This window comes from Methylocaldum szegediense (assembly GCF_949769195.1).
Classification (GTDB): domain Bacteria; phylum Pseudomonadota; class Gammaproteobacteria; order Methylococcales; family Methylococcaceae; genus Methylocaldum; species Methylocaldum szegediense.
On the sequence record NZ_OX458333.1, the window covers coordinates 1,415,179 to 1,428,856 of the forward strand.

Sequence of the window (13,678 nt, forward strand, 5' to 3'; positions counted from 1 at the left end):
CAACGAGCGCGCCAATCGCCATAATTCGCCCCTTTTGGTCATCGTTTCCGAATTATGTGGTTTAAAAACCTCTCTCTATTACGTTTTACCGAGCCCTTTGATCTGGATCCAGTAGAATTCGCACAGAAGCTCGACGCGCGCCGCTTTCGTCCATGTGGTAGTCTCGAACCCATTAGTTACGGCTGGTGTGCGCCTCTCGGCAAGGACACGTTTCCGTTAGCGCACGTCGCGAACGGGTTTGTCATGGTATGTGCTCAAAAAGAAGAAAAGATCGTTCCCGCCTCAGTAGTGAACGAGATTTTGTCGGAGCAGGTGGCAGAGATCGAAGACCGACAAGGCCGCCCTGTACGGCGGAAAGAGAGGGAGGCTCTGCGCGATGAAGTATTGCAGGATTTACTGCCGCGAGCGTTTAGTCACAGCCGGCGCACATATGCTTATATCGATCCTAAAGGCGGGTGGCTCGTCGCGGATTGTGCCAGCGCGAAGAAAACCGAGGAAATCGCTTCGCTATTGCGGCAGTGCCTCGAGTCTTTACCGGTGGTTCCTCCAACGACCCGTGAACGGCCCAGTGCTATCATGACCCGGTGGGTCATGGGCAACGACTTGCCGCCCGATATCACTCTGGAAAGCGAATGCGAACTACGATCTCCGGAAGAGGACGGGGGCATCGTCCGCTGCCGTCGCCATGACCTTAACGCGCCGGAGATTCAAAATCACATCGAAGCCGGTAAGGAGGTCATTAAATTGGCGGTCACGTGGAATGATCGTCTAAGCTTCGTGATCGACGAAACGTTGAGCATCAAGAAACTCCGTTTTCTGGATTTGGTTCAGGACGAGGCCGCACAGGTCGAGACGTCCGACCCGGTCGAGCGCTTCGACGCGGATTTTGCCGTTATGAGTCTCGAGATTGCGGCATTCTTGCCGCGTTTGATCGAACTCTTCGGCGGCGAAGATCTTCAAACGAAACAACCTGTGGTGTAGGAATTACGCGATGTTGCAAAAAACAACAAAATTGCCGTGCATCAAGAAACGGATACCGCTTTGGTTGGGGGTTGTCTTCATGCTTGCCGCTCCGCTCGGGGTTAAGGCGGAAGCATTCGCGTTACCTGACGATGGAAGCGACTTGGTCGGCGAAATTCAATATACCAAGGCGAAGCATGAAGACACGCTCATCGATATCGCCCGTGATTTCAGCATCGGCCAGGACGAGATCGTCATGGCCAACCCGACGGTCGATCGCTGGTTGCCCGGAGAAGGCACGGAGGTCTTGATTCCCCGGCAATTTATTCTTCCCGACGCGCCGCGCTCCGGTATCGTCGTCAATATCCCAGAAATGCGCCTTTACTATTATCCGACGCAGCCGAAAGCCAAGGCGACACAAGTGATAACCTATCCGGTCAGCATAGGTCGTATGGATTGGCGTACGCCTCTGGGTACCACCAAGGTTGCCCAGAAAGTGAAGGATCCGGCGTGGAGGCCACCGGAATCCATCAAACAAGAGCATGCGCGAGAAGGGGATATCCTGCCGGATGTGGTTCCGCCCGGGCCTTTGAATCCGCTCGGCCGCTTCGCCTTGCGGTTAGGCGTTCCGGGCTATCTGATCCACGGCACGGGCATCGATAAAGCATATGGTATCGGCATGCGAGTGACCCACGGGTGCATTCGGATGTATCCGGAGGATATCGAGCGTCTTTATCCTCTTGTCAATGTCGGCACCCCGGTCCATTTGGTCAATCAGCCGGTCAAGCTGGGCTGGTCGGCGGGGACTTTATACATGGAAGTGCATCAGCCCCTGGATGAAGACCGCATGAGCTATGAGCAGTTGCTCAACCTGGCCATGGATTTGCTCGAAAAGAAGACAAAAGGCAAGGAAATCACCATCGACGGCGCAGCGATGAGGCAAGCGCTGCAGAAACCGACCGGCATTCCGGTGGCGATTTCTAAGCCTTCCGAGCCCCTCCCAGAAACGATTCAGTCCTTGGGGGGGACGTAGCCCTCCGGCATTTCCGCTCCGCCACCGAAAAGAAATTTCTCGCGCTCTTTCGCGAGAAATTTTCGCGCTTCCGGCTCAAAAGGCGTGAGCCGGTGTTCGTTGATGAGCATGGTCTGGAGTTTGAGCCAATCCTGCCATGCCTGAGCGGAAATATGTTCGAAAATCCGCTGCCCTTCCGGGCCGGGGAAGGGCGGTTTCTCCAATCCTTCGGCTTCAATGCCTAAACGTGCACATTTGACTCGTCGCGTCATTCGTTACCTCTTGTCGACTAACCCTTGAGTAACCGTTTCGCCCCATCCGTCGCATCTTTTCGGTAAATCCGCCGCTATCGGACTTCGAGGTTAATCCCGGAAGTTCGAGAACCCCGTTCGACGGGCCTGTCATGAGCCTTCGGCTTCGCTCGGGATAGGTCCGCCGAAAGGCTCAGATTGAACGGCCTCCGAAATACGTCTTTTAGTCAGCGATCTCCGTCAGCAGTTTCAGAATCGGCGCTGGCAGTCCGATCGTTTCGTTCGGTATTAACCATGAACCCAGCGACGGTTCGCCGATCTGACAGTGATCTGAGCCGGTGCGGACCACCAAGGGAACAAAATCCAGGTGATAGTGAGAAAAAGTATGCCGTCGCTGAGGGAGGCGCTCAAGGTTGGAACAATCGATATGTTGTTTCCCACACCACGCATAGACATCCTCTTCGCAATCGAATTCCGGCAAACTCCAAAGCCCCCCCCAAACTCCGACGTTCTGGCGTTTTTCCAAGTAGAACGCGCCATGGCCGTTTGTCAGTGCCAGCATGAAACATCGCTTGACAGGCAAGGTTCGTCTCGGTTTCGTTGCCGGGATGGCATCGATTCGTCCCGACCGGAATGCTTCGCAATCTCGGCCGACAGGGCAGGTAGAACAGCCCGGATTTCGCTTGGTGCACACGGTCGCACCAAGATCCATCATGGCCTGGTTATAATCCGCGACACGAATGGAAGGCGTCAACGCCTCGCTGAGCTCCCATAACTTTTCCAGAATTCGAGGATTCCCGGGCCAGCCTTCGATTCCTCGGTGACGACACAAGACCCGCTTGACGTTGCCGTCCAGGATCGGTGCCCGAATCCCCGATCCAAGGCTCAGGATCGCCCCGGCCGTGGAACGCCCGATGCCGGGCAACGCGCTCAATTCTTCGAGAGAGGTGGGCAATTGTCCTCGATGTCGCTCTACGATGATTCGCGCCGCTCTGTGCAGATTGCGAGCACGGGCGTAATAGCCAAGCCCGGCCCACAATGCAATAACCTCATCGAAGGAAGATTCCGCTAGAGATTCAACATCCGGAAACCGGGCCAGAAAGCGTTCGAAATATGGGATTACTGTCCCGACTTGGGTCTGCTGAAGCATGATTTCCGAAATCCAAACCCGATACGGTGTTCGCTCTTTCTGCCAGGGTAGATGCGTGCGCCCGTACTGATCGAACCAGCCGAGAACAGCCCTTTGGAAATTTTCATGTTGCATATGAAACAGAAGAAGAGACTGAAGTCACGGATTTGGCCGACCCGGTTTTTCCTTTAGAATAAGCTCATTTATCGCCGACACGACACCGCAAACCGAAAAATCATGTCGCTTCCACGTCGAAATCTCGTCTCGCTCATTTTACTCACTCTTGTCCTCTCGGGATGCGGCCAAAAAGGGCCGCTTTATCTTCCCAGTGAAGAACCAGCGTCAAACGAAGAGCCCGCATCGAAAGAACGCTGATGGATTATTTCAATTATCAGGGCGGCGTACTGTGCGCCGAGGACGTGCCCCTATCTGCCATCGCGGAACGTTACGGCACGCCGTGCTATGTCTATTCGCGTGCCACGATCGAACGCCATTGGCGAGCGTTCGACGACGCTTTCGCCGGTAGGCCCCACCTCGTTTGCTACGCGGTCAAGGCCAATTCCAACCTGGCGCTGCTAAATCTCTTGGCACGCATGGGCTCGGGTTTCGATATCGTGTCCGTAGGCGAGTTGGAACGCGTTTTGGCGGCAGGCGGCGATCCTGCAAAGGTCGTTTTTTCCGGCGTAGGAAAGCGTGAAGACGAATTGCGGCGTGCGCTCGAAGTCGGTATCCGCTGCTTCAACGTCGAAGTTCCGTCCGAGCTGGACCGGTTGAACCGAATCGCTGGCGAACTTGGTGTCACAGCACCGGTGTCGCTGCGCGTGAATCCGGACGTGGATGCACTCACCCATCCGTACATATCCACGGGACTCCGGGAGAATAAATTCGGAATCGATGTTTCCGAGGCCTTGCAGCAGTACCGGCGTGCCGCCGATATGCCGTATCTTCAGGTAACCGGCATCGACTGCCACATCGGCTCCCAACTGACAGCGATCCAGCCTTTCCTGGACGCTCTCGATCGTATCCTGGTGCTTGTCGAAACCTTGAAAGCACAAGGAATCAAGCTCCATCATCTGGATTTGGGAGGGGGGCTCGGCATACGCTATAAAGATGAGCAGCCGCCGGAACCTTGGGAATACGCAACGGCGCTGTTGGATAGGCTTGAGCACACGGATTATGAGATTCTCATCGAACCCGGCCGCGCCATCGTGGGCAATGCCGGCGTTCTACTGACCCGCGTGGAATACCTGAAATCGAATCAGGACAAGAATTTTGCAATCGTCGACGCGGCCATGAACGACCTCGTTCGGCCCGCTCTCTACGATTCTTGGCAGGAGATTCTGCCGGTCCAAGCCGCAGCCAGCGCGGCACATCGCGTTTACGATATCGTCGGGCCTGTCTGTGAAACCGGTGATTTTCTCGGCAAAGGACGCGAGCTTGCGATCGCGCCAGGGGATCTGCTGGCGATTCGGTCCGCGGGTGCTTACGGCTTCAGCATGAGTTCCAATTACAACTCACGTCCCCGTTGCGCCGAGGTTATGGTCGACGGATCGCGCGCTCACTTGATTCGAAAGCGCGAAACGATCGCGCAACTTTTCCAAGGCGAACGGATAATCGACTGATGGCGCTGAAGTTCACCAAAATGCATGGACTCGGCAACGACTTCGTTGTGTTCGACGGTGTACGTCAGAACGTTTCTTTAACACCCGAGAACGTTCGCCGTATTGCAGACCGGCACTTTGGCATCGGCTGTGACCAAGTTCTGATCGTCGAACCGCCTATCAGCTGGAACGCCGACTTTCGCTATCGTATTTTCAATGCAGATGGCGGAGAAGTTGCGCAATGCGGAAACGGTGCTCGTTGCTTCGCGCGTTTCGTTCGCGATCAAGGCTTATGCGACAAAGACGAAATCGTGGTCGATACCGATGCCGGCCAATTGCGTTTAGTCCATAGAAGCGACGGTCTGGTTACGGTTAATATGGGGATTCCTAAGCATGCGCCTGCGGAAATCCCGCTGGATATAGCCGACGAGGCGGTGTCTTATGAGGTTGTCCTGGACGGAAACGCTTGGTCTTTCGGCGCGGTTTCGATGGGCAACCCGCACGCCGTGCTCAGGGTCGATGACATCGACCATGCGCCGGTCGAACGATTGGGTCCGCTTTTGGAACGGCATCCGATCTTCCCAGAGAGGGCGAACATCGGTTTTGCCCAGGTCGTGGACCGACACCGTATCAAGCTTCGCGTTTTCGAGCGGGGTTCAGGCGAGACCCTAGCCTGCGGTAGCGGAGCCTGTGCCGCGACCGTCGTCGGCATAGAACAGGATGAGATCGAGAGTCCGGTACAAGTGGACCTTCCCGGCGGTTCTCTTTACATAGCCTGGGAAGGGAGGGGGAGGCCGGTGTTTATGACCGGGCCGGCCGTTTGCGTGTTCGAGGGCGAAATCGAATTATGAGCCTGATTAATCCAAAAACACCCAAGCATCGTGAAGAAACGACAGTGTCCGCTGCCGAAGTAGAGCGTTACTTGCGTCAGCACCCCGATTTCTTCGAAAACCAGCTGGATTTGCTGAAAATCCTGAAGATTCCGCATCCCTGCGGAGAGGCCGTGTCCCTCGTAACACGGCAAATTTCCCTTTTGCGGGATAGTAACCGCCAGCTTGAATCGCAGTTGAACGATATTCTGCAGATCGCGCGCGACAACGATGCTTTACATCAGCGCATCCACCAATTGACACTGACCTTGCTAGACGCGACGACACTGGAGGACGCGCTCGGTGGCTTAACGTGGAGTCTCCACGAATATTTTCAAGCCGATTTCGTTACGATTAAGATTATCCAACCCGCCATTGAGAGTCCGATCGCTGGACTTTGTGTAACACCAAGCGACGCAGAGCTTGCGCTCTTCGCCTCGACTCTCGATAGCGGTTCTCCTTATTGCGGGAAACCGGACCACAGCCAAGCCAAGTACTTGTTCGGCGGCAGTGCTTCGAACGTCCTTTCACATGCGCTGATACCTCTGCAACATGCGGGATTCAAGGGATTGCTCGCGATCGGTAGCCGCGATGGAAATCGATTCCGAGCGGGCATGGGATTGCACTTCTTGGGACAATTGGGGGAAGTCGTTGCCGCCCGGTTTGCGTCCTTGCTCGCTGGTCGCACCTGAGTCATGCACCAAACCGCGGAACAACAGGTCGCCGAGTTTCTCGATGTACTGCGGTTTCAACAGAGGGTTTCTCCGCATACCTTAGCCAGTTATTCTCGTGATCTCGCGCAACTGAAACGATACTGCGAGCTTCACGGCATTTCGTCCTGGGAAGAGCTAGTGCCGGCTCACATTCGAGACCATATCGCGTCCCGTCATCGCGATGGAGTCGGCAGCCGTAGCCTGCAACGAGAACTATCTGCCATACGCAGCTTTCTTAATTTTCTGGTCAATCGGCGCCGGATTGCAGATAACGTGGCGCGCGGGGTACGTTCGCCCAAGACGTCTCGAAAATTGCCCTCACTCTTGGACGCCGACCAAATGAACGGGCTTTTGGAAGGGCTACCGGAAGACGAACTCGAGATTCGCGATGTCGCCATGTGGGAGCTGTTCTATTCCTCGGGTCTGCGACTGAGCGAATTGGTTTCGCTTGACACGCAGGATCTCGACTTGGATTCCGGGACCGTACTCGTACGGCATGGTAAAGGACAAAAGTCCCGCGTTGTGCCGGTAGGGCGTTGCGCCCGCCAAGCCATCCAACGTTGGTTGGAACTTCGTCCTGGCTATGCGTGCTCCAGCGAAAAGGCGCTATTTGTGAGCCGCAGAGGAAAGCGTATCGCCTGCAGAACGGTACAACTGCGATTGGAACGATGGCAGGTCAAACTGGGATTGCCGCAGCATGTGCATCCTCACATGCTCAGACATTCCTTCGCCAGTCACATATTGGAATCTAGCGGGGATTTGCGTGCCGTCCAGGAATTGCTCGGCCATGCCAATCTGAGCACCACGCAGATTTATACCCATCTTGACTTCCAACATTTGGCGACCGTATACGATCAATCCCATCCGCGTGCCAAGAAGCGGGGGCCGGGCTCGCCTGTGACCTAGATAGACCCTTTACGCTATAATGACCTATTCGGGGAACCGTCAATAAGGCTTAATTCATGTCAGCGCCAGAACAAACCGAACGTCCGTCGGCATCGCTCGGCTCGCGGATAAAAAGCGCACTCGCCCCTAAAACGAAGACGGAAAAAAGACTCGTTTGGGTAATCGGTGCTTCAGTGGCTATGATCGCTCTGATTACCTTTGCCATTTCTTGGTACTGGGGTAGAGAACCTGAAAAGTTCGACGTTCTAGAAGTCGCCGCACGCGCGGGAAATGTCAAGAATCCTAAGGAGTTACCACTTGGATACACGTATACAACGGCTCTGATCGAGATCGGGAATACGCTGCTGAATAAGCCGGGCGGGCTTCTCGTCAACGACGTTTTCCCTCCCGGGGTTCTGATGGACAATATTCCGTCTTGGGAATACGGCGCCCTTATCGCCTTGCGCGACGCGACCACGGCATTGCGCAACCATATTTCGCGAGCACAAACCCAGTCCCAAGAAGATCCGGATTTGGCAAGGGCCGAGCCGTTTTTCTATTTCGATCACAAGTCGTGGCAATTGCCTTCGTCCGAGTCCGAATATCAAAAGGGAATCGAGGCTCTCGAGCGTTATCGAGCGCGTTTGCTGAAACGTGAAGCCAATTTTTATTCTCGTGCCGACAATCTACGCCAATATCTGGAAGTGTTGGAAAAGCGCTTGGGTGATCTGTCCAACCGCTTGAGCGCGAGCGCCGGGGACACCCAACAAATGGGCACGGAAACCCGCCGTGCTGGGATATCGAAGACACCGTGGCTGCTGATCGATGACGTCTTTTTCGAAGCGCGCGGCTATACCTGGGCCGCCATGCATGTTCTGAAAGCGATCGAGTTTGATTTCAGGGATATTCTCGGCAACAAGACCGCATTGGTCTCGCTGGAGCAAGTGATCCATGAACTGGAGGACGGTCAGGCTCCGTTCTTGAGCCCGGTGATCCTGAACGGAGGCGGTTTTGGCTTATTTGCCAACTATTCGCTGACCTTAGCGAACTATATCGCCAGAGCGAATGCCGCTACGATCGACTTGCGCAGCCTCCTGCAGCAAGGATGACCGGATTTGAGGCGTCCCAGTGCCGTGGCCGTCAGGCTCTTTGGGTTAGGGAAGCGCTGAACAAAGGGAGTCGGTTTCATGCCCTTCGACAGGCCAGAAAAGCGTTCGACAAGCTCAGGACGGGCCTGTCGAAGGGCTTTATGAGACCTTTCTTTAATAGGTTCTTTGCGAGGGCGGGAGCTTCTCGATCAGTTTTAAATAGCGCTGATAGCGGGCGTAGGGCAGGGCACCGGTTTCCGCGGCTTCGCGTACGGCACAACCTTTATCGTTGATGTGCTTACAATCGCCGAAACGGCACCGGGGAATCCAGGGTTGAAACTCGCGAAAGCCGGCTGCCAAGTCACGAGTGCTCATTTCGGCCAAACCAAAAATCGAAACGCCGGGACTATCGATGAGATCGCCTCCGTCAGGCAGATGGTAAAGCGTGGCCGTAGTCGTAGTATGCCGTCCCAAGCCCGTTTTTTCGGAAAGGGTTTGTGTGAGCAGCTGTTTATCTGGCAATAGGGCATTCGTGAGCGACGATTTTCCGACACCCGACTGTCCGGCTAGCATACTGCATTGCCCGATCAGTTCTTTTCGCAACGCGGACAACCCTTCACCGGTTCTCACGCTGATGAGAAAGCACGCATAACCGATTCGGCGATAGTCGGCCAGCAAGTGTTCCGCTATGTCTCGGCTCGCGAGCAGATCCACTTTGTTGAAAATGATATCCGCCCCAAGCTGGCGGTGCTCACACGCCGCTAAGTATTGATCGACCAATAACCAATCGGGTTCCGGTTCGGGAGCCACGACCACGAAAACTCGATCCAAGTTGGCCGCCACGAGACGCACGGCCTCGTTATGGCCCGGACGAGTCAATACACTGCGGCGGGGTAAAATCTCTACAACCCGCCCCATATTCCCGTCACATCGCTCCCACAATACACGATCACCCACCGTCACCAAACCCACGCGCCGTTTAGTCTGACAAAGGATTGTTTCGCCCGATGTATCTTCTACGGCTAGCCCTTGGCCGAGATGAGCAATCACGAGACCTTCGCGCAGATGAGATGCTGATGAGCCGGATTTTGACCTCGCGACGGGCGATTCTCTCCCTCTCTTCACCATCTGTCTTATGCAGATTTAGCCGAGAGATTGGCGATACGAATCGACGCGGGGGGGTGACTGTAATGGAAGGCAGAATAAAGCGGATCTGGCGTCAATGTGCTGGCATTATCGCGATAGAGCTTAACGAGTGCGCTGATGAGATGGCCCGGATTGGTGTAAGCCGCCGCAAAATCGTCCGCTTCAAATTCGTGCCGGCGTTGGAAATACGCGATGATCGGCTGGAGAAACGTAGCAAACACCGGCGCGACCAACATGAATAAAAGAAGCGCAAGAGCATCCGATTGGCTGCTCACCCCAAGACCACTGTAAAACCATTCTTGTCCACTTAGCCAGCCGAGCAAGGCAAAGCCAATCAGCGTTATCACTGCGCTTGCCACAAGCATCTTTAAAACATGCCTGCGTCGAAAATGACCGAGTTCGTGCGCCAAGACCGCTTCCAATTCATCGTGATTTAAGGAATTCATCAGGGTATCGAAAAAAACGATACGCTTGCTGTCCCCGATTCCAGTGAAATAAGCATTTCCATGTCCGGATCGACGCGAGCCGTCCATTACAAATATGCCTTTGCTCTGAAAGCCGCAGCGATCTAGCAGTGTCTCTATGCGTTTCTTCAGGGTCTCGTCTTGCAACGGCGTGAATTTATTGAACAACGGCGCGATAAAAGTGGGAAAAGCCCAACTCATGAGAATAGAGAACACCATCACGATAGACCATGCCACCAACCACCAATAGGTTCCGACGCTTTGCATGATCCACAGTATCAAGGCGAGCAAAGGCCCGCCGATAAGTAGGCTGAGACCGGTTTGAAGAAGCAGATCGATTGCAAATTGCTTAGGCGTGTTGCGGTTAAACCCGTAACGCTCTTCTATGACAAATGTCTGGTAAATGCTGATGGGAAGTTCGAGCAGGTTGATCAAAAGCATTGTCGAGAGAATTACCGCGACTCCCGTGATCAAGGGCGAGAGTTCAAATTCGGTCCAAAAACGATTCACAACATCGATACCGCCGCCAAATGTAAACAGCAATAGGATCAATACGCTGACGATACGGTCGATATTGCCCAAGTGCACTTTATCCGTCGTATAATCCGCTGCTTTCTGATGTGCCTCTAGCGAGATGGTTTCTTTGAATGCGTCGGGAACCGCATTCCTATGCGCACGAACATAAGCCACCTGCCGATGGGACAACCACAACTCGACCGCAAAAGAAACGGCTAGGGCTGCGAGAAATAGGAAACTAAACATACTCATCGGATTAAAGGCTTAGTTTTGCTGGGTTTTACAGCTTAGCCTTTGGTAAAATCCCTGACAAGATTTCTTGGATATTTGGGACAATAGTTCTCTTGCAGGCTTGGCACTTCGATAGACCATCAGTGCGCTGAGTCCTTCACTTTCACTCCTTCCCCGCAAAGGAACCTCCATGGCGCTAGATTCACAGAACCTCATCTGGATAGACTTGGAGATGACCGGTCTCGACACGCAGACCGACCATATTATCGAAATCGCTACTATAGTGACCGACAAAGACTTGAATATCCTGGCTGAAGGACCTGTGTTGGCAATTTATCAAAGCGATGAAACGCTCGCCCGCATGGACGACTGGAATAAGAAGCATCACGGGGAATCCGGATTGATCGATCGAGTCCGGGAAAGTCACATCGTCGAGTCGGAGGCCGAAAAGCTTACGCTCTCATTTCTTCAGCAGTGGGTACCGGCCGGAGCTTCGCCAATGTGCGGCAACAGCATTTGCCAGGATAGGAGGTTCTTGGCGCGATGGATGCCGACGTTGGAGGCCTATTTTCATTATCGCAACCTCGACGTGTCTACACTCAAGGAGTTAGCAGGACGTTGGGCACCACACCTCAAAGAAGGCTTTAAGAAAAAGAACTCCCATCGAGCGCTAGACGACATTCGGGAATCCATCGCCGAACTTCGATACTATCGCGAGTGCCTCTTCAAAATTTGAAGACGGAGTGCTGTCCTCAATTCATAGGGATCGGGAAAGCGTGGGTTCTATCTTCTGACGCCTGTAGTGGGCAAAGCTCATTCTGAGCGATCCAACACCGCAACGAAAGCGTTCGCTTTAGAAAGAAACGCTTGGATCTCGCTTGCTATCGCTTGAAATCGATCCCGCAAAGTGTCTTTTGGCGACTCTCTCATTAGAGCGGTTTCCAACTCGTTCGCGGCTTTTCTAACTCCTGACAGACCGCAGAAGCTTGCCGACCCGTTGATCTTGTGCGTGATTTCTCTCGCTACCTGATAGTCGTCCCTTTCCAGAGCCTTTTCCACATTGGATAACGCCTCCGGCAGTTCCAAAGCCATTTTCGCCACGAGCATTCCGGCGACTTTTCGATTACCGCCAGTTTGCTCGAGAATTGACTGGAGACTACTAAGTTCAACCGCATCGGAAGTGCAGGGCAGGGAAGCACAAGATGAGTAGTGCCTCTTGGGACACAGCCAGGTTTCGAGCACTCTCAATAGTTGGTCTTCCAGAATCGGTTTAATCAGGCAATCGTGAAATCCCGCGTCGAGGATCTGCTTCCGCTGCTGAGGCAGTGCGTGAGCGGTGACGGCAATCACCGGGGTCTCGCCGTTCGCAGCATGCCCGCCTCGGTGAAAGGCCCGAATCACGTCGAAGCCGGATACAACGGGCATACGGAGGTCCAGAAAAATCAAATCGAAAGAACCTTTTCGGGCCAGTTCGACAGCCTCGACGCCATTCGCGGCTTCGGTCACTTGTGCGCCTAACTCGGAAAGCTGTGTCTTTAAGAGAATTCGGTTAATGTCATTGTCATCGACAACCAGGAAGTTCTTATTGCGGAACATCCCAAGGTCCTTATACGTGAATTTCTTACGAAACCGTCAATGCAGCGTTTGAAAACAGTTTAGGATGCTTCCAGAAGGCTATCCCGCCAGGCATAAAACTCGTGTGGTTCAACTGCTCGCGGCGGCCCTGCAGGTCATAACGAACGCCGGTCCAAGAAATGAAAAAGGGATGAAGGAATCGGCCGGTGACGCTTGAAACAAGAGCTGGGGGATCAGTTCTGCGTCGATTACAAGCCAAGGATGATCGCTGCCATAAGGAGGCTCATGAGCACCCCTAGCGTCGTGAGAACCGCTCCCTGAACCTTTTTTGCTTCATCTCTAAGGCCAAAGATTCCAGCGACAAGCCCGACCGGGGGCACGAACAAGGTGATAGCTACCAATCCAGCCATCACTAACAAGCTCCAGGGATCTCCTGCTAGAGCCTTACCCTCCGTATTTTCGACGGGCTGGCCACACCCGGTACAAACAACGGCTTTATCGTTAATTTCTTTTCCGCAAAATCGACAATACATAACCGCCCCGAGAATGTATCGCTGTTTTCTATTTTCGTCGTTTCTATGCCAAACTGTCGGCGACAGGACTGAGCCGAACTCTCTTACATGTATCGAGAGCATAGCGCAATGGCCAAAGACTGACTACATCGTTCCCGCCGCTTTATTTCGGAGAGTACTCCGAGCCTTACGGAACAAAGAGCCACGGACTGCCTGCTGGAGTGCACAATTTTCGGTGATTGTGTGAAAATAATATATTTAACAGTGCGTATCGTGGAAATAACTTCCCGGTATTTGTAATCCTGGCTAACGACCTGCAGCTTTGTTGAATCCTTAGGTCTCTGGGTCCGCGCGCGTAGCGCATACAATTTGCAATCGCTTGAATAGGAAAAACAGCCAATGAAGAAAAAAGTACTGAAATCCGTTGTAGGGGCCGCCGTTGTAACGTCTCTTTCCGCTGCTGCCAATGCGTCTGAAAATCCTTTCAAACTTAATGACTTGGCAAGTGGCTATCTGCAAGTGGCGGAAGCCGGCAAAGAACAGAAAGAAATGGTCTGTGGTGAAGGGAAGTGCGGTGCACAAATGATGAAGTCGCCAGAAATGAACTGCGGTGCTATGCAAAAACAAAGCGAGGAACAGATGAAAAAAGCCATGGAAGGAAAATGCGCGGGCATGAAAACCGATCAAACGCAACAACCCAGCACGGAGCAGCAAGCACAATAAGCG

At 53.7% G+C, this 13,678-nt stretch carries 15 protein-coding genes; 10 read left to right on the top strand and 5 right to left on the bottom strand.

Annotated elements, in window-relative coordinates:
• Nucleotides 1–54: 54 nt before the first annotated feature.
• Both rdgC and QEN43_RS05965 read left to right on the top strand, forming a co-directional pair.
• Nucleotides 55–981 (top strand): recombination-associated protein RdgC, encoded by a 927-nt coding sequence (gene rdgC / locus QEN43_RS05960; protein ID WP_026610870.1) that lies wholly within the window; start codon nucleotides 55–57, stop codon nucleotides 979–981.
• 10 nt (nucleotides 982–991) lie between these two features.
• Entirely contained in the window at nucleotides 992–1,993 is a 1,002-nt protein-coding gene (locus QEN43_RS05965) for a L,D-transpeptidase family protein (protein ID WP_235726633.1), read from the top strand.
• Here QEN43_RS05965 and QEN43_RS05970 read toward each other — a convergent pair.
• Nucleotides 1,972–2,244 carry an oxidative damage protection protein gene (locus QEN43_RS05970; RefSeq protein WP_026610869.1) on the bottom strand — a complete coding sequence of 91 codons (273 nt, stop codon included), beginning with the start codon at nucleotides 2,242–2,244 and terminating at the stop codon, nucleotides 1,972–1,974. The genes QEN43_RS05965 and QEN43_RS05970 overlap by 22 nt on opposite strands.
• A gap of 202 nt (nucleotides 2,245–2,446) precedes the next feature.
• Entirely contained in the window at nucleotides 2,447–3,487 is a 1,041-nt protein-coding gene (gene mutY / locus QEN43_RS05975) for an A/G-specific adenine glycosylase (RefSeq protein WP_026610868.1), read from the bottom strand.
• 102 nt (nucleotides 3,488–3,589) lie between these two features.
• Between mutY and lptM the strand changes: the two genes are divergently transcribed.
• From lptM to QEN43_RS06005, 6 genes are read left to right on the top strand one after another with little or no spacing between them, the layout of a single operon-like run.
• A complete protein-coding gene (gene lptM, locus QEN43_RS05980) occupies nucleotides 3,590–3,727 on the top strand; it encodes an LPS translocon maturation chaperone LptM (protein WP_084162158.1) in 138 nt (45 codons plus the stop codon).
• On the top strand, nucleotides 3,727–4,974 hold the full coding sequence (gene lysA / locus QEN43_RS05985) for a diaminopimelate decarboxylase (RefSeq protein WP_026610867.1): 1,248 nt from the start codon (nucleotides 3,727–3,729) through the stop codon (nucleotides 4,972–4,974). The genes lptM and lysA overlap by 1 nt, the downstream gene beginning before the upstream one ends.
• Nucleotides 4,974–5,804, top strand: a complete 831-nt coding sequence (gene dapF / locus QEN43_RS05990) for a diaminopimelate epimerase (protein ID WP_026610866.1) — start codon at nucleotides 4,974–4,976, stop codon at nucleotides 5,802–5,804. Before lysA ends, dapF begins: the two co-directional genes overlap by 1 nt.
• Complete coding sequence (locus QEN43_RS05995; protein WP_051331813.1) at nucleotides 5,801–6,514, top strand: DUF484 family protein; 714 nt, start codon at nucleotides 5,801–5,803, stop codon at nucleotides 6,512–6,514. The genes dapF and QEN43_RS05995 overlap by 4 nt, the downstream gene beginning before the upstream one ends.
• A 3-nt stretch (nucleotides 6,515–6,517) precedes the next feature.
• A complete protein-coding gene (gene xerC, locus QEN43_RS06000) occupies nucleotides 6,518–7,441 on the top strand; it encodes a tyrosine recombinase XerC (RefSeq protein WP_026610864.1) in 924 nt (307 codons plus the stop codon).
• A gap of 56 nt (nucleotides 7,442–7,497) precedes the next feature.
• The gene (locus QEN43_RS06005) at nucleotides 7,498–8,529 is read left to right on the top strand and encodes a DUF2333 family protein (RefSeq protein ID WP_084162156.1); all 1,032 of its coding nucleotides are present in this window, start codon (nucleotides 7,498–7,500) and stop codon (nucleotides 8,527–8,529) included.
• A 153-nt stretch (nucleotides 8,530–8,682) separates the two neighbouring features.
• On the opposite strand, the gene rsgA is transcribed toward QEN43_RS06005, so the two are convergent.
• Nucleotides 8,683–9,558 carry a ribosome small subunit-dependent GTPase A gene (gene rsgA / locus QEN43_RS06010; protein WP_235726632.1) on the bottom strand — a complete coding sequence of 292 codons (876 nt, stop codon included), beginning with the start codon at nucleotides 9,556–9,558 and terminating at the stop codon, nucleotides 8,683–8,685.
• A gap of 83 nt (nucleotides 9,559–9,641) precedes the next feature.
• The gene (locus QEN43_RS06015) at nucleotides 9,642–10,880 is read right to left on the bottom strand and encodes a M48 family metallopeptidase (protein WP_317963831.1); all 1,239 of its coding nucleotides are present in this window, start codon (nucleotides 10,878–10,880) and stop codon (nucleotides 9,642–9,644) included.
• A gap of 175 nt (nucleotides 10,881–11,055) precedes the next feature.
• Between QEN43_RS06015 and orn the strand changes: the two genes are divergently transcribed.
• A complete protein-coding gene (orn, locus tag QEN43_RS06020; RefSeq protein ID WP_026610861.1) occupies nucleotides 11,056–11,601 on the top strand; it encodes an oligoribonuclease in 546 nt (181 codons plus the stop codon).
• Between the two features lie 77 nt (nucleotides 11,602–11,678).
• On the opposite strand, the gene QEN43_RS06025 is transcribed toward orn, so the two are convergent.
• Nucleotides 11,679–12,461: a response regulator gene (locus tag QEN43_RS06025; protein ID WP_026610860.1), complete on the bottom strand. Its 783-nt coding sequence runs from the start codon at nucleotides 12,459–12,461 to the stop codon at nucleotides 11,679–11,681.
• 890 nt (nucleotides 12,462–13,351) lie between these two features.
• Here QEN43_RS06025 and QEN43_RS06030 point away from each other — a divergent pair.
• The gene (locus QEN43_RS06030; RefSeq protein WP_051331812.1) at nucleotides 13,352–13,675 is read left to right on the top strand and encodes an HvfA family oxazolone/thioamide-modified RiPP metallophore; all 324 of its coding nucleotides are present in this window, start codon (nucleotides 13,352–13,354) and stop codon (nucleotides 13,673–13,675) included.
• Nucleotides 13,676–13,678: the final 3 nt, after the last annotated feature.